Annotated in this window: 20 protein-coding genes; all 20 read left to right on the top strand. The window is 48.4% G+C overall.

The window, feature by feature from the left end; all coding sequences use genetic code 11:
• The first annotated feature begins 38 nt into the window (after window positions 1-38).
• The 20 genes from rplU to BO18_RS19325 all read left to right on the top strand — a co-directional run bounded on the left by rplU (window position 39) and on the right by BO18_RS19325 (window position 23,027).
• Complete coding sequence (rplU, locus tag BO18_RS19420; protein ID WP_034449033.1) at window positions 39-341, top strand: 50S ribosomal protein L21; 303 nt, start codon at window positions 39-41, stop codon at window positions 339-341.
• A 6-nt stretch (window positions 342-347) separates the two neighbouring features.
• The gene (locus BO18_RS19415; protein ID WP_034449032.1) at window positions 348-719 is read left to right on the top strand and encodes a ribosomal-processing cysteine protease Prp; all 372 of its coding nucleotides are present in this window, start codon (window positions 348-350) and stop codon (window positions 717-719) included.
• 1 nt (window position 720) lies between these two features.
• Window positions 721-999, top strand: a complete 279-nt coding sequence (rpmA, locus tag BO18_RS19410; RefSeq protein WP_034449031.1) for a 50S ribosomal protein L27 — start codon at window positions 721-723, stop codon at window positions 997-999.
• Between the two features lie 83 nt (window positions 1,000-1,082).
• Window positions 1,083-2,360 carry a GTPase ObgE gene (obgE, locus tag BO18_RS19405; protein WP_034449030.1) on the top strand — a complete coding sequence of 426 codons (1,278 nt, stop codon included), beginning with the start codon at window positions 1,083-1,085 and terminating at the stop codon, window positions 2,358-2,360.
• 85 nt (window positions 2,361-2,445) lie between these two features.
• Window positions 2,446-3,120 carry a response regulator transcription factor gene (locus BO18_RS19400; RefSeq protein ID WP_034449029.1) on the top strand — a complete coding sequence of 225 codons (675 nt, stop codon included), beginning with the start codon at window positions 2,446-2,448 and terminating at the stop codon, window positions 3,118-3,120.
• Window positions 3,101-4,498: a HAMP domain-containing sensor histidine kinase gene (locus BO18_RS19395; RefSeq protein WP_051688967.1), complete on the top strand. Its 1,398-nt coding sequence runs from the start codon at window positions 3,101-3,103 to the stop codon at window positions 4,496-4,498. The genes BO18_RS19400 and BO18_RS19395 overlap by 20 nt, the downstream gene beginning before the upstream one ends.
• A gap of 76 nt (window positions 4,499-4,574) precedes the next feature.
• Window positions 4,575-5,975 (top strand): alpha/beta hydrolase, encoded by a 1,401-nt coding sequence (locus BO18_RS19390; RefSeq protein WP_051688966.1) that lies wholly within the window; start codon window positions 4,575-4,577, stop codon window positions 5,973-5,975.
• Between the two features lie 266 nt (window positions 5,976-6,241).
• The gene (locus BO18_RS19385) at window positions 6,242-6,703 is read left to right on the top strand and encodes a divergent PAP2 family protein (protein WP_034449028.1); all 462 of its coding nucleotides are present in this window, start codon (window positions 6,242-6,244) and stop codon (window positions 6,701-6,703) included.
• Between the two features lie 7 nt (window positions 6,704-6,710).
• Window positions 6,711-7,400 (top strand): DNA alkylation repair protein, encoded by a 690-nt coding sequence (locus BO18_RS19380; RefSeq protein ID WP_034449027.1) that lies wholly within the window; start codon window positions 6,711-6,713, stop codon window positions 7,398-7,400.
• 4 nt (window positions 7,401-7,404) lie between these two features.
• A complete protein-coding gene (locus BO18_RS19375; protein WP_034449026.1) occupies window positions 7,405-8,322 on the top strand; it encodes a 1-phosphofructokinase family hexose kinase in 918 nt (305 codons plus the stop codon).
• A 115-nt stretch (window positions 8,323-8,437) separates the two neighbouring features.
• The gene (gene uvrB, locus BO18_RS19370; protein WP_034449025.1) at window positions 8,438-10,453 is read left to right on the top strand and encodes an excinuclease ABC subunit UvrB; all 2,016 of its coding nucleotides are present in this window, start codon (window positions 8,438-8,440) and stop codon (window positions 10,451-10,453) included.
• Complete coding sequence (locus BO18_RS19365) at window positions 10,453-14,094, top strand: DNA polymerase III subunit alpha (protein ID WP_034449024.1); 3,642 nt, start codon at window positions 10,453-10,455, stop codon at window positions 14,092-14,094. Before uvrB ends, BO18_RS19365 begins: the two co-directional genes overlap by 1 nt.
• A gap of 13 nt (window positions 14,095-14,107) precedes the next feature.
• Window positions 14,108-14,857, top strand: coding sequence for an NAD-dependent protein deacylase (locus BO18_RS19360; protein WP_034449023.1), 750 nt, complete (start codon window positions 14,108-14,110; stop codon window positions 14,855-14,857).
• Between the two features lie 128 nt (window positions 14,858-14,985).
• Complete coding sequence (locus tag BO18_RS33135; RefSeq protein ID WP_051688965.1) at window positions 14,986-16,449, top strand: GGDEF domain-containing protein; 1,464 nt, start codon at window positions 14,986-14,988, stop codon at window positions 16,447-16,449.
• A gap of 76 nt (window positions 16,450-16,525) precedes the next feature.
• Window positions 16,526-17,539, top strand: a complete 1,014-nt coding sequence (locus tag BO18_RS19350) for a hypothetical protein (RefSeq protein WP_034449022.1) — start codon at window positions 16,526-16,528, stop codon at window positions 17,537-17,539.
• Window positions 17,540-17,606: 67 nt separating this feature from the next.
• A complete protein-coding gene (gene pfkA, locus BO18_RS19345) occupies window positions 17,607-18,662 on the top strand; it encodes a 6-phosphofructokinase (RefSeq protein WP_081861153.1) in 1,056 nt (351 codons plus the stop codon).
• A gap of 41 nt (window positions 18,663-18,703) precedes the next feature.
• Window positions 18,704-21,199: an endonuclease MutS2 gene (locus tag BO18_RS19340; RefSeq protein WP_051688964.1), complete on the top strand. Its 2,496-nt coding sequence runs from the start codon at window positions 18,704-18,706 to the stop codon at window positions 21,197-21,199.
• A gap of 16 nt (window positions 21,200-21,215) precedes the next feature.
• The gene (locus tag BO18_RS33130) at window positions 21,216-22,175 is read left to right on the top strand and encodes a CPBP family intramembrane glutamic endopeptidase (RefSeq protein WP_051688963.1); all 960 of its coding nucleotides are present in this window, start codon (window positions 21,216-21,218) and stop codon (window positions 22,173-22,175) included.
• A 74-nt stretch (window positions 22,176-22,249) separates the two neighbouring features.
• Window positions 22,250-22,774, top strand: coding sequence for a MarR family winged helix-turn-helix transcriptional regulator (locus BO18_RS19330; protein WP_051688962.1), 525 nt, complete (start codon window positions 22,250-22,252; stop codon window positions 22,772-22,774).
• The gene (locus BO18_RS19325) at window positions 22,767-23,027 is read left to right on the top strand and encodes an acyl carrier protein (protein WP_034449021.1); all 261 of its coding nucleotides are present in this window, start codon (window positions 22,767-22,769) and stop codon (window positions 23,025-23,027) included. The genes BO18_RS19330 and BO18_RS19325 overlap by 8 nt, the downstream gene beginning before the upstream one ends.
• Window positions 23,028-23,032: the final 5 nt, after the last annotated feature.

The following is a 23,032-nucleotide window of genomic DNA, read 5'->3' as shown; positions in this document are numbered from 1 at the left end:
GTAGAGCAGCGAGACTGGAAGAACAGGAGGAATAAATAATGTACGCAGTTATCAAGACAGGCGGCAAGCAGTACAAGGTTTCCGTAGACGATGAGATCTTCGTTGAGAAGCTGGAAGGTGAGGCTGGCAGCCAGGTTACTTTCGAGGAAGTACTTGCAGTATCTGATGACAACGGTATCGTAGCTGGCGATGTTAAGGCTACAGTAACCGGTGAGATCGTTAAGCAGGGCAGAAACAAGAAGGTTATCGTCTCCAAGTACAAGGCTAAGAAGGGCTACAGAAGAAAGAATGGCCACAGACAGCCTTACACACGTGTACTTATCAAGGCTATCAACGCGTAATCTGTTATGATTTCCGTTATCGTCAACAGGGAAGGCAACAGGATCTGCGCCATATATGCCAACGAGCATGCAGGTTATGATGATCCCGGAAAAGACATCGTATGCGCCGGAGTATCGACACTCCTTTTCACGGCGGCAAGTGCTTTGGAAGACATCTGCGGTTATGACAGCGAATCGTTCTTCCGTATCAGCAATGAAGGCACTGAAGATGTCAACTTAAGGATAACGGTTCCCGAACAGGGAAGTGATGAGACAAGGGACAGGGCTCAGATAATAATGAGGACCTGCGAACTGGGTCTTATCGGGATAGCAAGAGACTATAACACCAAAAAGAAGAAGTACGTAGAGATTATTAATTCAAGAACACCGGAGGTGTAAGATGATTAAGTTTAATTTACAGCTCTTCGCACATAAGAAGGGAATGGGTTCCACCAAGAACGGCCGTGAATCCCAGTCCAAGAGATTAGGAGCGAAGAAAGGTGACGGACAGACAGTTCTGGCCGGCAATATTCTTGTCAGACAGCGTGGCACAAAGATCCATCCCGGCACAAATGTCGGAATCGGTTCTGACGATACGCTTTTCGCTTTGATCGACGGTAAGGTCAAGTATGAGCGTATGGGCAAGGATAAGAAGCAGGTTAGCGTTTATCCTGCCTGATAAGGCGATTTAAGGAAACCTAAGAGGAGCAGTCTGTCGCTGGTTTGGCGATCGGACTGCTCTTGTTTTTCGGGAGAATAAAGATGTTTATCGATCACTCTAAGATCTATGTTAAAGCAGGCGACGGCGGAAACGGCGCGCTCAGCTTCCATACGGAAAAGTATATTACCAACGGCGGTCCGGACGGCGGCGACGGCGGTGACGGCGGCAATGTCATCCTTCAGGCGGCACCTAATCTCACGAGCCTTCAGAACTTCAGGTTCAAGCATAAGTTCATTGCGCAGAACGGCGCAAAGGGCATGGGCAAGAAGATGTATGGCAAGCGCGGTGAAGACCTTATTATCGGCGTTCCGGTAGGTACTGTCGTAAAGGATGCCGTTACTGGTGATATCATTGCGGATCTTACTGAGCCCGGCCAGAAGGTGGTCGTTGCAAGAGGCGGCAAGGGCGGTCTCGGAAACATGCACTATGCGAATTCCATAAGACAGGCTCCGCAGTTTGCCACACCCGGCGCTCCCGGTGAGGAGAGGGAACTCGGCATAGAGCTGAAGCTGATCGCAGATGTAGGTCTCGTTGGATTCCCGAATGCGGGCAAGTCCACTCTCTTATCTGTCCTTACAAGAGCAAAGCCGAAGATCGCGGATTATCCGTTTACGACACTGGAACCCGTTTTGGGAGTGGTATCCCAGGATGATTTCTCTTATGTTATTGCAGACATTCCGGGCATTATCGAAAATGCCCACGAAGGAGCAGGCCTCGGTCACGACTTCTTAAGACATATAGAGAGAACGAGGCTCCTAGTACATGTAGTCGATCTCTCCGGAACAGACGGAAGAGACCCTATAGAGGATTTCAAGACGATCAATAACGAACTCGAGGAATTCAGCCTCGATCTGGCATCCAGACCGCAGATCGTTGTCGGCAATAAATGCGACGGCGTGACTGATGAAGAGGCTCAGGAATTCGTTAATGCCGTTACAGAGATGGGATATGAAGACGTATTCATTATTTCAGCCGCAGGACGTATCGGCTTAGAGGAATTGTCTGACAAGATCACTGAGACGGTATCAAAACTCCCGCCCACGATCCTTCATGACATCGCTGAAGGCGGCGAGAAGGTCTACACATTTGATGAAGGAAAGAAATTCGAGATCATCATCAATGAGGACGGAAACTTCGAAGTCACGGGAAAATGGATCAAGAAGATATTCAATTCGACCAACTTTGAAGATACCGAATCGACCAACTTCTTCCAGAGAACACTCGAGAACGAGGGAGTTTTCGAAGAACTCAAAAAGATGGGGTGTAAAGAGGGCGATACCGTCAAGGTGTGCGAACTCGAATTCGACTATTACGACTAAAAGGAAAGCCCGGAAGATCCCGGGCTTTTTCCTTGCGAGGGGATTTCTCCACATTCAATCCACATAATTGGATTAAAATAGCATTATGAAAAAGATCCTTGTAACAGAAGATGAGCCTCAGATCAGGGAATTGATCTTCAATTACCTGTCCCGCGAGGGATTTGAGGTGGATGTTGCGGAAGACGGCGTTCAGGCGCTGTCCATGTTTGCCGCGAACAGTTATGATCTTGTGCTCCTGGATATCATGATCCCGAAGATAGACGGTTTCGGTGTCTGTGAAGTCATTAAAAAGCAGTCAGATATACCGGTGGTTTTCCTGTCCGCATTGAATGACGACAGGTCGCAGATCAAAGGCTTTGACCTCATGGCAGACGATTATGTCACCAAGCCTTTTTCGATGCCTGTTCTGGTAAGGAAGATCAAAGCTCTTTTCAGGAGAAATGAAGGCAATCAGACTAATGCTGATCACATAATCAATTACGGTGATATCACGCTCGATAAGGACACCATGGAAGTCAGCGTATCGGGAAGAGCGGTCGAGCTTACCGCCAGAGAGTTTGATATCCTGCTGACCTTTATTAGGAATCCCGGAAAGATTTATTCAAGGGAATTGCTCCTGGATCTTTTGTGGGATTACAACTCCCTTGTTGACGAGAGGATCGTTGACTGCCACATCAAGAATTTAAGGCACAAATTAGGGGGAGACTATATCGAGACCGTAAGGGGCAAGGGGTACAGGATTGCAAAGACGGATAATTAACAGACTGGCAGTAAAGGTATTTCTCATATCTTTTATCGTTCAGGTATTATCAGGCCTGCTCATTTGCTTTGTCCTTTATTCGCAGACTCCCGAAATGCTCTATTCACCCAAAGATGAACTGGACGATCTCCTCACCGAACTCAAGGATGTTTCCAAAGAGGACGGTGAAATCCTTATCGATGATTTCATAAGAAGGACCGGAATGGACCTGGCTTTCTTCGAGCAGTCAAAATTCATTACCACACAGATAAACGATCCTCTTGATGACATAGGCAAACTTACGCTCAAGACTGTGTCCGAATACCGGAAGGCGATGGAAAGCTCATATGAGCCAGAACATGATATGGGATCATTCGCCGTGATATTTAATGACGATCCGACGGAATATATTGTCCAGTATTTTGACTATGGCGTGAAGACAAATCTGATACCCCGTGCTGTAAGTAAGAGTTACCCTCTGATGATCGCGGTGGTGGTATCGCTTTCGCTTGTGAGTTCGTTTATCTATACGATGCTCTTTGCGCGTCCCGTAAAGAAGCTGAGCGCGGTCTCGAAAAACATGGCCGAGATGGATTTCAGCGTTAAGTGCGATGACCGACGCGGGGATGAGATAGGAGATCTCGCCCGTGATCTTAATACGATGTCGGAAGCTCTGGATCAAAAGATAAAAGAACTCGAAGCGGAGATCAAAAGGGTAAAGGAACTTGAGAGTCAGAAAGAAGTCTTTTTCGCTGCCGCATCACATGAATTGAAGACACCCGTAACGGTTCTTGAAGGCAATATCAGAGGCATGATAGAAGGTGTCGGCCCTTATGAGGATCATGAGGAATACCTGTCCAGGTCACTACGTACCGTCAAGCGCATGGAGAGTCTTATAAATGAGATACTCACGGCTTCGAAGATGCAGTCGGCAAGTGATGTTGCGATGACAAAGACCGATATGGCCGAAGTGCTCAAGGATAAGATCCGCGAGTCGGATGAACTGTTTATGATTAGAGACATCTCGCTTGATGAAGACATAGACAGCGGACTGTATTTTAACGGGAACAGGGATCTGACGGGACTTGCCGTAAGTGCATTTATCAGCAATGCGGTTTTCTATTCGGATGAAGGAACAACTATAAAGGTTTCCGCTCATAATGAAGAAGGACAGATAGCCGTTCTAATAAAGAACAGAGGTGCGTCGATAGACGAAAAGGATTTAGAGCATTTATTCGAACCGTTCTACAGAACCGATTCATCAAGAAGTTCCAGAGACGGAGGAAGCGGTCTGGGACTCTATCTTGCAAAGCTCATCATTACGAAGCAGGGCGGAGACTGCAGCCTCTGTAATACCGGCAACGGCGTGGCTGCAAAGATTATCCTTCCCTCCATATAGGATCCATATTCAATCCCTTAGTGATCCATCTTAAGTTGATAGTATCAGGGTATCAATCTTAGGGAGGAATATCCGAATGAAAAGAATAAATATCAACAGTGTGATCGCGGCCGTTATGCCGGCCGCCATATTGCTTTTGTTTACTGCGTGCTCTGCCGGTGCAGGAAAAACGGATGGCAGTAACGGGCTCGTAAACCGAATGACCGAGAAGGAACTCTCGGAGGCGCAAGAAACGGAATTCATGCTTCTCGATCATCCGTGGGAAAAAGCAGAGGAGACTGAAGATGAGGCCGGATTCAACGAAGTAAAAGACAAGATCCTTTTTGCTCCGGGTCTCGGTTCGATAGTATACGGGAATCCGGTTTTCAACGCTTTGCCGCCGGATGGATATGACGGCGGGAGCGGACAGATAAGTTTTATGCATTTCGACAGCAAGACGGGAGAAACAGCATATACGGAGATCTCCTTTGACGATTATGAGGACTTAAAGACGAAGATCCGGAAGGAATTTGACAAGGATATCGCAGGCGGTTATCCCAAAGTGCCTGCGGATGAGGACTATCGGAGCCTTATAAGTCTGTACGATGCAGTTATCTCAGGTGATGCGGAACCGTTGGATAAGAAATTCCTGGAAGATTACATGGAGTATTACTATAACGGCGGAGTAAGTTCAGAAAGCGACAGTTACTACTGGCAGATGGATGATGAAAAGGTGCGGGCGATAAAAGACAGCATCAAGGAATATCACCTGTACGATGAAGAATTGGATACCGGGTTCACGGTGCATGTCACGACGCCTGCCGGATATGATGCCGGGAGATCTTACCCTGCGCTCGTCATGACGGATGCCGTGTGGAGATTTAATGATGTTACTGCACTTTATGACCTGATGGCTGATGGAAAGGCGGAACCGCAGATACTGGTGACCATTGGATTTGAATATGATACGGACGGCTGGGACAATGTGATCCGCGGAAATATCCTGTGCGATCACAAAAAAGAGTTCCTTGATTTCATCACGGACAACATGATGCCTTTTCTTGATGCGAAATATAAGCTGGATTACGACAGGTCGACCCTTTTCGGCCATTCGCAGGGAGGTGTCTTTACTCATTATGCCGCATTCAATTATGATCTTTACGAGAATAAGCCTTTCAAAAGGTACATTATCGGAAGCCCGACGTTCTGGACTCCGTATTTCACCTGTGTCGGCGATTATGAAAGCTACAGGACAGAATATGGTTATTTTGAAAGGAATAAGGCTTATGACAGGGAATTGTTCATTACGGCAGGGGATAAGGAAGACGAGGATTATGCTGATTATTACGGTGAAAATGATTCAACGACCGAAGGTGTCAGGCATCTGGAGGAACGCCTTGCCGGATACGGGGTCAGCACATACAAGGTAAAGTTCTATGACAGTCACCATTACCAGTATGTTCCGGATATGCTTGTCGAATATTGCGAAAACATGTGACAAAATGCACATTATGTCTATGACTTCAAAATTGGAGTTCTTTGTTAACGGATTGTTCACAAATGTTCCCTTATGATGCCTTAATGCTAAGGTATCATTCTCAATGTAAGACGAGTGCACACTTTATAAGTTTTGAGTTTGTTTGTAGAGATGCCGCAGGAAAGTCCTGCGGCATCTTTTTTGCCGTGTCTGAACCCGCCCAGTCTTTATTTTTTAAAATGATAGAGTAAAATAAATTAGAATTATTGGAATTAGAAAGGGATAGCATGGATTTCCTGCTTCAGATAATAACAAACAGGATTTTGGTTGTTGGTGTTGTATCCTGGTTTTTGGCTCAGGTGTTTAAGTGTATCAGCAACCTTATTTTGACGAAGAAATTCAGTATAGAGAGACTCTTTGGCGACGGAGGAATGCCGAGCGGACACTCCGCTACGGTCGTTTCCGTAGCAGTGGCCACGGGCCTTTATGAGGGATTTGATTCTGCCGTATTTGCCGTTGCCATGATCGTTGCAATCGTTGTAATGCACGATGCGATGAACGTAAGATATCAGGCCGGAAAACAGGCTGAGCTCCTTAATGTAATGGCTGATATGTTCGAGAAGGTGACGGGTGCGGATCTTCCCAATGAGGAAAAACTCAAGGAACTCCTCGGTCATACGCCTCTTCAGGTTGCCGCAGGCTGTCTTTTGGGTGTTGCGACCGCGATAATAATGTATCTCGTCTTCTGATTCTCCCATGATCAAAGACGATATCTTCAAGGAATTAGAAAGACTTCAGGATAAAGGTTACCGTGAAATGCAGATAACCATTATCCCGACTGTCGATGCCGGTTCGATAATCGGCGTAAGGACGCCGGCTCTCCGTGCACTCGCAAAAGAGATCACCAAAAGAGACGATGTTGCTTTGTTTCTTGATGATCTGCCGCATAAGTATTTCGAAGAAGACCAGCTGCACGCATTCATCCTGTCCGGCATGAAGGATGCGGAGAAGTGCATAGAACTTGTCGACAGGTTCCTGCCGTATGTCAACAACTGGGCCACTTGCGACCAGATGTCGCCCAAGGTATTCAGGAAGAATAAGGAACTTCTGCTCGGATATGTCGACAGGTGGATAAAGTCTGATCTGACATATGTGAAGAGATTTGCCATAGGCATGCTCATGGAGCATTTCCTTGATGAGGATTTCAAGACTTCTTTTCTCACAAAGGTCTCAAAGATCCGTTCGGAAGAATACTATGTGAACATGATGATCGCATGGTATTTCGCAACTGCGCTCGCAAAGCAGTATGATGCGGCACTTCCGTTTATCGAAGGAAATAAGCTGGATAAGTGGACACATAACAAATCCATTCAGAAAGCGGTAGAGAGCTACCGTATTACACCGGAACAGAAGGAATTCCTGAAGACGTTAAAAAGAAAGGCGTAAAGCCATGATCTATACGGTTACCATGAATCCCGCAGTCGACATAAGCCTTTGCGTCAGGGCCGGTCTTATGCCCGGGAGCATAAACAAGTCTTATGCCATGAGGACTGATCCGGGCGGAAAAGGTATCAATGTTTCGAAGGTCCTGAAGGCTCTGGGTACGGAATCCGTAATATGCACAGGCATCTGCGGTCCAGACGGTGACAGATTAAAGGAAATGCTCAGTCCTGATTTTGAAGTCCTTAGCGTAGATTACCCCGCAGGCAATACCAGAACGAACATCAAGATCGCGGGAGAGAACGGCGTAACGACCGACGTCAATGCTGACGGACCGCTTTATGACATGAGTTCATTCGAAAAACTCAAAGCAGATCTCCTTGAGAAACTTGGGGCAGGAGACATAGTCGTTATCTCGGGAAGCGCCCTTCCCGGTGCTCCTTCGGAGATCTATGCGGATCTTATACGGGCATTTAATTCTGTCGACGGTGTCAGGGTGATACTCGATGCTTCGGGAAGGTACCTGAAAAAAGGCATCGAAGCCTGTCCCTATGCTGTCAAGCCGAATTGTGATGAGCTCGGGATCGACAATGATCCTGAAACCGCAAAATCGGAAGCGGAGAGGATATTCAGTCAGTACGGAACGCGCTGTCTCATTTCGATGGGAAGTTCCGGAGCGGTATATGCGGGAGGAAACGGCGAAGCTTTCTTTGCTGATGCCCTCGATGTTAAGGTCCGTAATACTACGGGATGCGGGGATGCCATGACGGCAGGTCTCGCTTTTTCCCTCGAAAACAATATGACACCCGCGGATACATTCAGGCTGTGTATGGCTCTGGCAGCTGCGGAAGCAGAGACGGAAGGCACTGATCCGCCGTCGAAAGAACGCATTGAGGAACTTCTCGGAGCCCCGATATGCGGCCAATGAGGACTGGCGGTCTTGCAATCGCAGAACAAACGTTCTAGAATTGACTCATAAGGTTCAGATGCTGGATCAATAAGATCTGCAAAGTTGTTTAGAAGAATTAAGGAATGCTTGTTTTATGTTTAAGCTCGTATCTGATTATAAGCCGTCAGGCGACCAGCCGGAAGCCATAGATAACCTGGTCAGGGGGATAAAAGAGGGGATGAGAGCCCAGACGCTTTTGGGTGTCACGGGTTCGGGCAAGACTTTCACGATGGCAAACATTATCGAGCGGGTACAGAGACCCACGCTGGTCCTTGCCCACAATAAGACCCTGGCAGGTCAGCTTTATGCCGAGTTCAAGGAGCTGTTCCCCGAGAATGCCGTCGAATACTTTATCTCATACTACGATTACTATCAGCCTGAGGCATATATAGCCGCGACTGACACTTATATTGAGAAGGATTCATCCATCAACGACGAGATCGACCGTATGCGCCACGAGGCAACTAAGTCCCTGCTTACCAGGGATGATGTCATAATCGTTGCTTCCGTATCCTGCATATACGGCATTGGCGAGAAGGAGGATTATCTTGCCCTTGCCCTCATGCTGGAAGTCGGCCTTGAGATACCGATGGACAATGTCATGGCGCAGCTCATCAACATGCAGTACACGCGCAATGATTTCGATCTCCAGAGAGGTACGTTCAGGCGTAAGGGCGACATAATAGACATTTGGACACCGGATTCGGAACACACGCTCACCAGGATAAGTTTCTTCGGAGATGAGATAGACAAGATAAGTTATGTGGATGCGATAACAGGTAAGACGGAGTTTACCAGGGATTACATAGAACTGTTCCCGGCATCGCATTATGCGACAGGCAGGGCAAAGCTAAACAAGGCTATAGACAGGATCGAAGAAGAGCTTGAAGTAAGACTCAAGGAATTGAGGGAAGCAGGCGACATGATCGCTGCATACAGACTTGAGCAGCGTACCCGTTATGACATGGATATGCTGAGAGAGACGGGCTTTTGCAAAGGGATCGAGAACTACTCGAGACATATTGCGGGAAGGGAAGAGGGCGAACCTCCATGCACGCTGATGGATTTCTTCCCTGAAGATTTCCTTTTGTTCATTGACGAGTCACACCAGACCATACCTCAGGTCGGTGCCATGTATAACGGCGACAGATCGAGGAAAGAGATGCTCGTTCAGTACGGCTTCAGACTTCCTTCAGCGTTTGACAACAGACCTCTTAAGTTCGCCGAATTCGAGCAGAGGATGGGTCAGACAGTCTTCGTGAGTGCCACACCTGCCGACTACGAGAAAGATCACAGCGAACAGGTTGTCGAACAGGTCATAAGGCCTACGGGTCTTTTGGAACCTGAGATCTTTATCCGTCCTGTCGAAGGACAGATCGAGGATATCCTTTCAATGCTCAAGGAGCAGAAGAAGACCGGCGACAAGAGTCTCATAATGACACTTACCAAGAGGATGGCGGAAGACCTTACCGAGTTCCTCAAAAAGGAGAACGTGAGAGTCACATATCTTCACTCCGACATCAAGGCAGTCGAGCGAATGCAGATCCTGAATCAGCTGCGTAATGACGAGGTGGATGTAATTGTCGGAATCAACCTCCTGAGAGAAGGAATCGACCTTCCGGAAGTATCGCTCCTCATGATACTCGATGCCGATAAGGAAGGATTCCTAAGGTCGGAAAGGTCGCTGATCCAGATAATCGGAAGGTGCGCAAGAAACGATCACGGAAGAGTTGTCCTCTATGCTGATGAAGTGACGGATTCCATGATGAACGCTGTCGCTGAGACCAACCGCAGAAGAGACATTCAGAAGAGATATAACGAAGAACACGGGATTACTCCGAAGACTATCAGGAAAGCCGTTCGTGATGTATTTGACATTGTTTCGGACAGCAGCAAAGACGCTTCTGGCAAGGGGCGCGGCAAGTCGGGCAAGTCCGGCATCGATGCCGCAAGGCTCATCAACGAAGGCGTTTCGGGCGGCACTGAAGAAGAGAACAGGAAGCTTATCGAGAAGCTTACCGTAGAGATGACCAAGGCTGCAAAGGATCTCGATTTTGAGAAGGCGGCCGAGATAAGAGACATAATCATCGAACTTAAGGGGAAGAGATAATGGGCGGTTTTTGTCATTTGCATCTTCATACTGAATACAGTCTCCTCGACGGTGCGATCAAGATAAAGGATCTTGCCGTAAGGCTCAAGGAGATGGGCATGACGTCATGCGCCATAACCGACCACGGCGTTATGTATGGCGCCGTTTCCTTCTACAGGGAGATGAAGGCCAACGGTATCCATCCCGTTATCGGCTGTGAAGTCTATGTTGCGCCCGGTTCGAGGTTTGACAAGACTGCTGTTCCCGGCAGGGAAGACAAGTACTATAACCACCTGATATTGCTGGCCAAGGATAATCAGGGCCTTACGAATCTCAACAAACTCGTTTCCGCCGGTTTTACCGAAGGTTTTTACAGAAGGCCGAGGATCGACGAGGAGCTTCTTGAGAAGTGGCATGACGGGCTGATCTGCCTGTCTGCCTGCATAGCCGGAAAAGTTCCGTCACTTATACTTGCAGGCGATATGGAGAAGGCAGCCCAGACGGCCGTCTGGTATGACAAGCTCTTCGGCAGGGGCAACTACTATCTGGAGATACAGGCAAATACCACACCCGAGCAGGCAAAAGTAAATGCTGCACTGATAAAACTCTCAAACGAGACGGGAATCCCTTTGGTAGCCACAAATGACTGTCACTATCTTATGAAGGACGACTGCGAGGCACAGGATATCCTCCTCTGCATCTCCACGGCAGCAAGGATCGACGACGAGAACAGGATGCGCATGTCGTGCAATGAATTCTATGTCAAGTCAGAGACCGAAATGAGGCGCTTTTTCCCTGAACTTGCCGAGGCGATAGAGAATACCGGAAAGATCGCCGACATGTGTCATGCCGAATACGATTTCGATACCATCCATCTTCCTGTATATGAAGTGCCTGAAGGTTACGGCAGCCATGAGGAATACCTGGCTGATCTTACTTACAAAGGTCTTGAGAAGAGATTTGAGGTCACGCCTCCGACAGGCAGCGTTGAAGACTACATGAAGCGTGCCGAATATGAACTATCGGTCATTAACAGCATGGGGTATACCGATTACTACCTGATAGTATGGGACTTCATAAACTATGCCAAGACTCATGAGGTCACGGTCGGCCCCGGAAGAGGTTCCGGCGCAGGCTCGCTGGTCGCATATGCTGTCGGAATCACCGATATCGATCCAATAAGATACGGACTGGTCTTTGAGAGATTTCTCAATGCCGAGAGAGTGTCGATGCCGGACTTTGACGTGGACTTCAACGACGAGAGAAGACAGATCGCCATAGATTACGTAACGGAAAAATACGGGCAGACGAGAGTTGCTCACGTCATCACTTTCGGCACGCTTGCCGCAAAGCAGGCGGTAAAGGATGTTGCGCGTGTCCTCAATATGCCTATAGCCCAGAGCAATAAACTAACTAAGATGATACCGTTCTCGGTCGGCATGACTCTCAAGCAGGCGCTGGAGGTCAGCACGGAGTTCAAGGAAGCTTATGATACCGATCCCGAGGCGCACAAGGTTATAGACATGGCTATGCGTGTCGAGGGTCTGCCTCGTAACGCAGGTACGCATGCCGCGGGCATCATCATATCGGGAAAGGACATTACTGACATCGCGCCGCTTGCGGTAAACGACGATACGGTCGCAGTCCAGTTTGCAAAGGCTGACGTCGAGAGCATCGGACTTCTCAAGTTCGACTTTCTCGGATTAAGGACGCTTACGGTCCTTCAGGACTGCGTTGAACTGGTAAAGAATAATTACGGAAAAGTCATAGATCTCGACAGGATACCTTTGGATGATCCTGAGGTGTTCAGGATGATAGGCCGCGGAGATACGGTCGGCATATTCCAGCTTGAGAGCCGCGGAATGACATCGTTCATGAAGCAGCTTGAGCCGGAGAGCCTTGAGGATATCATCGCGGGTATCTCGCTCTACCGTCCGGGTCCTATGGATCAGATCCCCAAATATGTCGACTGCAAGAGACATCCGTCGCACATCAGGTACGATCATCCTCTTCTCGAGCCCATCCTCAACGTCACATACGGTTGTGCGATCTATCAGGAACAGGTAATGCAGATAGTAAGGGATCTTGCGGGTTTCTCTATGGGACAGTCCGACAACATCAGACGTGCGATGAGCAAAAAGAAGAAGTCGATGATGGAGAACTACAGGAATCTCTTCATGTACGGCGGAACTGATGACAAGGGACGTCAGATCGACGGATGCATCAAGCGCGGAGTTCCCGAGAAGACAGCTGCGAAGATATTCGATGATGTGTCGGGCTTTGCGGGATATGCGTTCAATAAATCGCACGCCGCCTGCTATGCGGTCGTCGGTTACTGGACGGCATACTTTAAGTATTACTATCCGACCGAGTTTATGGCAGCTACGCTCAACTCTTTCAGGGACGATCTCGGCAAGGCTTCTTATTACATCTCATGCTGTTCTGCGATGGGTATCGAAGTGCTTCCTCCCGACATCAACAGGAGCCGTGAACGTTTTACGACAGAGGGAGACCGCAGGATAAGGATCGGTCTTTCCGTAATAAAGAACGTAGGCGAGGGCGCGGTGCTCGACATCTTGAGTGACAGGGAAAAGAACGGCGATTACAAGTCGTTTGAAGACTTTGTCGTAAGAGCAGCCAAGACGGGCGTTAAGAAGACGGTCGCAGAAGCTTTGATACTCGCTTCGTGCATGGATTCCTTCGGTCTTACGAGGGCTCAGATGACGGCTTGCGTTCAGACTGAATTGGAGAAGCTCGCGCACGAAGACAGCCGCAATATAGAAGGACAGCTCTCGCTGTTCGATCTCGGAGGCGCGGAAGCAGCAGGACCGTCAGTTTTCATCCCGGACATTCCTGAGTATCCCGATGCACAGAAGCTCGGATATGAGAAAGAGATGGTTGGCATCTATCTTTCGGGAAATCCGCTTGCATCCTATACAAAGCTCATGTCTGAGATCGCCACTTTCGACATGTCCGAAGCGGCAGATATACTGGCACTCTCCGGAAGCGATGCGCTGGACGACAATAAGCAGGTCGCGATGTGCGGAATGGTTACCGACAAGAAGAACGGATATACGAAGAAAAAGACCATGATGAGCACAGTGAGCTGCGAAGATCTGAGCGGTACTTTCGAAGTGCTCCTTTTCGGCAAGAACTACGATAATTACAACAGGATGATCGAGAAGAACAAACCGTATCTGTTCATCGGCAGAAGGCAGATGAGGGAAGGCGGAGAACTCTCGATGTTTGTTGACAGCTGCTTTGAACTGACTGACGATCCGGGACTCTTTGAAACCATTAGAAACGACAGGGCATATCAGACGGCGTTAAGGGAAAGAGACGGCGGTCAAGCGGCAAAGCCTGCCGTAAATGCTGCTCCCGTATCTGCACTAAAACAGGTCGAAGCTCCGGCAACGCAGCCCGTTAATGACGGCGGAGAGCACATCCTCAGGATCCACTATACCGGAAAGCCCGATTCGAAGGGTTTCTCGAGACTTCTGAATTTTCTTGTGTATTTTCACGGAAATATGCAGGTGGAAGTACTTTTTGAGTCAGATAAGAGTATAACTAGATTAGATGACGTCTGCAGAGTGCAGCCTGACCGGGAGATAATAAAGAAACTGGCAGAACTTGTAGGTGAGGACAATATCGAGATCATCTAGAGGAGGTAAGACCATGGATGAGAAAAGCATTCAGGAACTGAACAGGATAATCAGAACGAGCAAGCATATCGTCTTCTTCGGCGGTGCGGGAGTATCGACCGAGAGTGGCATCCCTGATTTCAGGAGCAAGAACGGTCTTTACAACCAGCACGATGTCAAGTTCGACAGATACAGTCCCGAATATCTCCTGAGCATCGACTGTCTTATTGATCACCCTAACGTATTTTTCGAGTTCTACAGGCAGAAACTCAACACGGCGGGAATAGAACCTAACAGGGCGCATTATAAGCTTGCCGAGATGGAGAAGGCCGGAAAGCTCGACGGAATAATCACGCAGAATATCGACGGACTTCATCAGAGGGCGGGGAGCCGCAACGTGCAGGAAGTACACGGCTCCACATTGCGCAATTACTGTATGAAGTGTCATGAGAAATATCCTTATGACTTTATATTCAAGTCTGAAGGTCCTATCCCCAAGTGCCCCAAATGCGGCGGAATGGTCAGACCTGACGTTACGCTCTACGGAGAGGGACTTCCCCAAACCGCATGGATAGAATCCAAGAGACTCGTGTTCAGGGCTGACTGCCTTATCGTAGGAGGCACCTCTCTTGCTGTGCAGCCGGCGGCATCCCTTGCTTATGATTTCTCCGGTGAGAACCTGATAATAATTAACAGGGACAGGACATCTGCTGACAGGAATGCGGCGCTCGTATTCCATGAGAATATCTCTGAGGTACTGGACTCCATAGAACTGGAGGAGTGATCCGTAATACGGGATTTATTATCTTTGTGAATGCGTGATTTATTTAAACGCATTGTTTACAAAGGGTTTTTATTGAGCTGAAAAGTGCATGTTATACTTCTCTTATAGACCATTAGGAGGAGCGATGCATGCAGCGCGGCAAGAGATTCGTTTCCGTAAAGATGAAGATGTACATCTTCGTGGCAACTACCGTTTTGGTGGTTGCTCTCGGTACGATGATCATTGCATTCTCCATAAGTTCCAATCAGATCAATTCATACTACAGGCAGAATGCATCCGATAACGCCCGTAATGTGGCTTCCATGATGGACGGTGATTATCTTGCAAGGCTCAGGGAGGCGGCTGCGTCCGATGAATTCCAGGCGCTGAGGGAAAGAGCTGAAGAAGAGGATAACGAGGAGATCATCGAAGAATACTTAAGAGAGCATGATCTGTGGGATGAATACAGCGATATCAGGGAACTGCTCTCGAACTTCCTTGCAAATCTTGAAGGTATCGAATACCTCTATGTTGTTGCACACGGAGATCAGGATGCCGAATACGATATGTATCTCGTTGATGATGACGAGAACCCCATTTATGAGACCGGTTATTATGAAGAACGCGAGTTGGAACTGAGAGGCATCGACATATCGCAACTTCCCGAACCAACGATATCCCACGGGGACTGGGGATGGCTCTGTTCGGATTTCAAGCCCGTCTACGATTCAGAAGGAAACTGCGTCTGCATAGTCGGCTGCGACATCAACATGGATGAGGTAATGGCGGAGAGGGCATCCTTCCTGGTTAGCCTTTCCGTAGGTGCTGTCATATACACGGTCATCGTCGTTTTCGGAGCCATGTTCTTCATGAACAAGGTCGTAGTAAATCCCATCAGGGAGATGACCAGGGAGATGAAGAGGTTCAATCCTTCCGAGAACAAGGATTACGAGACCGCAGGCGTCATGGATCTCGACATACAGACAAATGATGAGATATCGGAGATTTATTATGGCATAAGGGCCATTCAGATTAACATCATTGATTATCTGAAGGAGAAGGCAAAGTCTGAGAACGAGATCAAGAACAAGGAACAGAAGATAGATAAGCTGAGCGATGAAAATAAAAAGGACGCGCTGACCGGTGCCGGAAGCAAGTCCGCCTACATCAAAAAGTCGGCTGACTTGAGCCGTAAGATAGCGAGGGAAGGAGGGCCTTTTGCCATCCTGATGGTCGACCTCAATAATCTCAAGAACGTTAATGACGAGTTCGGACATGAGGCCGGTGATATCTACATCAAGGGATGCTGCAGCATGATAAGCGAAGTCTTTACGAATTCGCAGGTGTATAGGATCGGCGGAGATGAGTTTGTCGCCATACTCCAGGGAGAAGATTATGAGAACCGCGAAGCTCTGGCGGATAAGCTCAGAAAAAACTTTGCCGAATCGTTCGCGCAGGAAGACAAGGAACCGTGGTTCAGGTTCTCGGCAGCTGTCGGTGTGGCAGATAATTCTTCAGCGGATGCGACTGTCGAATCGGTTTTCAAGGATGCGGATAAGGCAATGTACGAAGATAAGGCGGTATTCAAGCAGACTTACGGTGTCGGCCGCTGATATGTTTCCCGTTTGCAACTTTTTCATGTGTTTATCTGTATGTATGGTGTAGACCAGAGATACGGAGATATTTCATATGATGAAAAGAAATAAGATGACGGTGGCCTTTCTGGCCGTATCAGTATTATTAGGAACAGCCGCCTGTTCTGAAGGAGATGCTGTCCCGACAAACGGTAATGAAGCAAGCGGTGTCGAATCAACAGCAATTGAGACCTATGGCATTGAAACGTCATCAGTTGAAACTTCCGGTTCAGAGAGCGTGGAAGATATGATCCCTGTCCCTTCAACAGACGAATTGTTATTTATGTGCACTTACTACAACTGGGCAGAGGGTTATCAGTCCGAACTGCTGTTTATTACCTGCAGAGGGGATGTATATTCTTTTGAGAACAAGTCCGATTCCGGCTGTGAGATGACAGCCTGGAATTATATAAAGGCATATACGGAGCCGGTTGCCCATATTGATCCGGATGAAATGACAGAACTGTACAATGCCTGCCTGAAAATAAAGCCCGGTGTTAAAACATCAGAGGAATTTTTTGCTTTTGATGCAGGTGAGCGAAAGATAATATACATCGATCAGGAGACGTCGGAACAGACGGTCATCTGCTTGTGGGGTACAAGTATCATGACGACGGATGATGCTGCTCTGCAGAAGGCCGGCGATCTGGCATCAGATCTTATCAATCCTCTGCGGCTGGAGACACGCGGACGGTATATCCTGGATGCTTCGCCGGATCACATAGTCAATATCCCATATGGCGGAAGCGAACTTATCGGAAAGCAACTGGTTTTCGAAAACTATCAGCAGTTTAAGTCTTTCTGTCAGGATAACGGGATAGATACCGGAACATATATAGACGAAGAAATGAAAAACAGCCTGAAGTATTCACGTGGCATCCTGTTTGAGGTGTTTGACACAAATGCCAGAGCGGGCGGTGTCCTGAATGAGAATGAAAAGACTTTGGCGTTTCTCCAGTCTCTTGATGAGTTTGAATACGATCCGGCTTTCGACGGCAAGGTAACTGCGGCAGTATATCCGCTTGCCGTAAATACCTCCTGGACGATAGAGTCTTATTACGAAGGGTAATACCTCTTTCTTATTTAGTGTATAATTGTTTCCGAATAATCTTTTTGATGGTTCGGAGGAATTTTATATGGGCAGACTTCTTTATGATGAGAGTAACCTTCCTGAGATCAACAGCCTTAAGGCTTTAAACTACGATGAAGTTGATAAGAGTACGGTACAGCCTGTAAAGCGCGTAGGCGTTCTTACGAGCGGCGGCGATGCGCCCGGAATGAATGCTGCAATTAGAGCAGTCGTAAGGGCAGGCATCAATGCGGGCTTTGAGATGTACGGTGTCACAAGAGGATATCACGGACTCTGGAAGGGCGAGATCAAGCAGCTCGACGGTAGGAGTGTATCGGAGACATTGCAGCGCGGTGGAACTTTCCTCATGACGGCAAGGTCTCAGACATTCATGACTGACCAGGGCGTTCTCAAGGGCGCACGCATGATGGAAGCATATGAACTGGACGCTCTTATCGTCATAGGCGGTGACGGTTCCTACAAGGGAGCAAGGGCGCTCGCAAGGATCGGTATGCCGGTCATCGGTGTTCCCGGTACGATCGACAACGATATAGCATCGACAGAATATACCATCGGTTACGATACGGCGATGAATACCGCTATGCAGTGCATCGATAAGCTCAGAGACACGGCTTCATCACATGAGCGCTGCAGCGTTATCGAAGTAATGGGCAGACATGCAGGCTGGATCGCTCTGAACGTAGGTATTGCCACGGGCGCCGAGAGCATCCTCATTCCTGAAGTTCCTTACGACTTCAACAGGGATGTCCTGAGAGTCATACTCGACGGACGCAATACAGGCAAGAAGCACTATATCGTAATTGTTGCGGAGGGCGTCGGCCACGCTGAGGAAATCGCAAAGCAGATCGAGGAGGCGACAGGCATCGAAGCCCGTCCCACAATACTCGGACACCTGCAGAGAGGCGGGTCGCCCACATTAAGAGACAGAACGATGGCAAGCCTCATGGGCATCAAGGCTATCGACTGCCTCATGGAGAAGAGGTTTAACAGGCTCGTGGTAAGACAGCACGGCGAGATCACTGATGTCGATATCGAGGAAGGTCTTGCAATGACTAAGACCATCACGCCTGAGATCATTGAGAATGCCAAGAGGCTCGGCTGATCCGGGATCCGGCATTAAGACTATAGGGGTACTTTTAGACCATGTATGAATTTATAAGCTTCGAAGAGAGCCTCGAGCGGAAGAAGATCCGCGGGCGCGTATTGAAGACGCTTGAATTCAATAAGATAAGAGACAGCGTGACCGAAAAGGCGAGAACGTCCTACGGCCGCGAACTTTGCATGGATATGGCGCCCTGCTGTGACATGGATTATGTGACCAAAGAACTCTCATGCACGAGACAGGCAATGGATCACATCATGAGGTTCGGCATGATACCCTTGAGCGGCATGAGGGATCTGAGAGAAGCCCTCACATATGCAAAGGCAGAGGGCACTCTTACATGCGGACAGCTCCTGGAGGTGGCATCGTTCCTCAGGACTTCCGAAGAGATCAGTAAAGTCGTTACGAAGGCGAGATCGGCAGGATCTCCGTTCGTTGATGAGACCGAACCTGACATATGCGCCTATATAGACGGCATTGAGACATGCACGTCTCTTTTGGAAAAGATAGACGGCGCAATATTGGGTCAGGATGAGGTGTCCGACAAAGCCAGCAGGGAACTGTCATCCATCAGAAGAGAACGCAAGAATGTTGCGGGAAGCATAAGGACTTTGCTCGACCGCGTCATCTCAAACCACGCCGACATGCTCCAGGAGAGCATCGTAACACTGAGAGAGGGAAGATACTGCATTCCCGTCAAAGCTGATTTCAACGGCAGGATAGAGGGCATCGTGCATGGTGCATCGTCATCCGGACAGACGCTTTTTATCGAACCGATGAGCGTTGTTGATGCGAACAACAAGATCGCGGAACTTAACTTTGCCGAGCAGGCCGAGATACAGAGGATCCTCAAGAGTTTTACGAATGAGGTCGTATCTATAAGCGCTCTTCTCGAAAACAATATGCGGATAGCATCACGTCTCGATTACATATTTGCCAAAGCGGAATACGGCGTCGAGAATAAGTCGTTCTGTCCTGTTCTTAACCTCGACGGAAGGATCGATCTGAAGGGCGCGAGACACCCTCTGATACCCGGTGACAGCGTAGTGCCTGTCGATATCAGGATTGGTGACGAATACGATTCTTTAGTCGTAACAGGACCTAATACGGGCGGTAAGACGGTATCGCTGAAGACATGCGGACTTCTTGTCCTCATGACAATGGCGGGACTTCCGATACCGACTGACAGCGGATCCGAAGTCTGTGTTTTCGACAGGGTTCTGGCGGACATAGGCGACGAGCAGAGCATAGAAGAGAGCCTTTCCACTTTCTCCGCGCACATGTCGAACATCGTATTCATCCTGAAGAACATCAGGGGCAAATCCCTGGTGCTCCTTGACGAACTCGGTTCAGGCACAGATCCTGCCGAGGGCGCGGCACTCGCGATCTCGATAATTGAAGAACTCAGAAAGAAAAACTGCATCGTCATGGCGACGACGCATTACAGGGAACTCAAGGGCTTTGCGGAGACCACGGAAGGTGTAATGAACGCTTCATGTGAATTCGATACCGAGACACTGGCTCCCACATATAAGCTCATTACGGGAAGACCCGGATCTTCCAATGCCTTTGTCATATCGAGCAAACTCGGCCTTGCAAAGAATATCCTGGACAATGCTAAAGCCAGGATGTCCACGGATGAACTTCAGTATGAGGCGCTTCTCGCGAAAGCGGAAGAGGAAGCCAAGCGGGCTTCTTCGCTTGCCGAGGAAAATGACAGACTCAATATCGAACTGAGGAACGAGAAGGCACGTCTCGAAGAAGAGAATGCCAAACTCAAACAGTCCAAGACGAAGATCCTGAACGATATGAGAGCCGAGCAGAAGAGGATCCTCGAAGATCGCGAGGCAGAAGTCGCCGAAGAACTCCGTGAACTCAGACGCAGGTCAAAGGCCATGGACAGGGCGGAGCGCGAAAAGGAACTCGACAAGATAAGAAGGAAGCTCAGGGCAGGCATCAGCGATCTTGAGGAAGATGATGATGAGGCAGTGGCTTCGGTCGCTTTGAGCGGCGAACCCGTAAAGGAAGTAGTTAAGGGCGAGTGCTATTATGTGCCTTCGCTGGGACAGACCGGTATCGCGGAATCAGATCTTTCTAAGAGCGGCACGGTAAACATCGTCTGCGGCAGCATGAAGATCGCAGTCAAGAAGGACCAGCTCATGATGCCTACAAAGGCCCAGCGCGATGAGTTTATGAGGACGAAGAACGGCAGGGCCGCATCGAAGGCCAGGGGTGTTCAGAATAAGAATAAGTCCGAAGATATGGGCAAAGTCAGGTTCAGTGCCGCTTCCTCGACGAAGGCGGAGCTCATGCTCATCGGATTGACTACGGCCGAGGCCGAATCAAAGCTCTATAAGTATCTTGAGGACTGTGTTCTTGCAGGCATCAGAGAGGCGAGGATCGTTCACGGGAAAGGCACGGGTGCTCTGAGGGCATGCGTGCAGGATATACTTATTAAAGACGACAGGGTCGAATCGTTCCGGGCTGGAGCTCAGGGCGAAGGAGATGCCGGAGTTACTATAGTAAAGTTCAGATAAACCTGAGGAGGATAACATGGAAGAGGAAATGAATGGTCAGGGAATAAACGTTCAGGAACAGAGCGGTATGGCTGCCGCTGCACCTGTTCAGGCAGAAGTGGCGCAGGCTCCGGCAAAAAAGAGGATCAGGGTCGGATTCATATTCCTTTCAGTCGTTCCGGTCGCGATCCTCATAATGTTACAGACCGTATGCCAGATCCCATTTATCGGTCTGTCAGTGTATGACCTGATCAAAGACGGTACGGATATAAATGATGCCATGGCCATGACTGACAAAATGATGGAGGTCTTTACCGAGAAATATGCTGCGATCACATATATTCTTTATGCGGTAATCGGCCTTATCATTTTCTCTATCTGGTATTACAAGGGGTTTGTTAAGAAGAATCCGAGAGTAGATCTTAAACAGGTCATCGGAATCAAGTCCATACTGGCTTGTTTCGGTACTGTCGTAGGACTCTATTTCGCGATCAATGCCGGTTTTATCCTTGCCGAAAGGTTTTTCCCTAGCGTAATAGAACAGTATGTCCAGCTCATAGAATCATCGGGCATTACCGACAATTTCCTGATCCAGGTCGTATATGCTATTGCTCTTGGTCCTATCCTTGAAGAACTCTGTCTCAGAGGTGTCACTTTCGGACTACTCGAAAAGTCGGGAATCAAACCGTTCTTCGTCATACTCATCTCGGGTATCCTTTTCGGCGTGATGCATCTGAACCTCGTTCAGGGCATCTATGCGGCGTTCCTCGGATTCATGCTCGGATATATCAGATACAAGTACCGCTCGCTCTATTTCACGGTCTTTACGCACATACTGTTCAATTCCATAGGAACATACGGTGACGAGCTGATTGCTGATATCGGACTGAAGGACAGCGTGAAGCTCATACTCGGCGGACTCGCACTCTTTGTCATCGTTTTCGTCATCGTACTCATAAACGGGGATAAGAAAGCATTTAAGAGCACGGACAACTGAATTTGGGCTTGTGTAATCAGCACGATTATTTGATATAATTAATTTGTTAATCAAATAGAAAGGGAGAGATCATTTTGCTGGACGAAGAAGAACAGTTGTCTCAAGCCCTTGTAAGGATATTTGAGAATGTCGTTTTGACGGAAGAGAAATCTCTTCAGGCAGGATATTTTAATGACCTGTCGATTGCCGAGATGCATACACTTACGGCTATCGGCCCCTATGACGCACGCACAATGACTAAGACCGCTGAAGACCTTGGCATCACCACGGGCACTCTTACGGTTGCGATAGACAGGCTCGTCAAGAAGGGATATGTTCACAGAGAACGTGATAAGAAAGATAAGCGTATCGTGAGGATCAGCCTTACGCATAACGGAAAGCTTGCCTGCAGAATGAACAGCAAGTTCCACCGCGTACTGGCCAAGCACATCCTTGCCGGATACGATGAGAATGACAGAAAGCACATCCTTGATCTTGTTGATGAGGTCGATGAATACGTTGCTCAGCAGTTGAGACGTTATGACAGCAGTGAGAACGTAAGGGCAACCGCAAGACAGGTTGCAAAGGATACTACAAAGGAGAACAAGAAAGATGGCTGATTCAGATAACCTGAGAGAAAATGTCAAAAAAGAAGTTATCAGGATCATGTCCGAGACTTTGGAGATGCCTGCCGAAGAAATAACGTCCGATCTGAATTTTAATACCGATCTGCCCTTTGATTCTCTTCAGCTCTATGAATTCGTTATCGATGTTGAAGAGACATATAATATCCGTCTTCCGGACGAACTCCTTGATGAAGTCAAGACCGTCGACCAGATGGTGGATGTTGTAATGAAACTCACGGCAAAATAATCCTG

Source organism: Butyrivibrio sp. AE2032, assembly GCF_000702965.1.
This window is presented reverse-complemented; position numbering and strand designations above follow the sequence as displayed.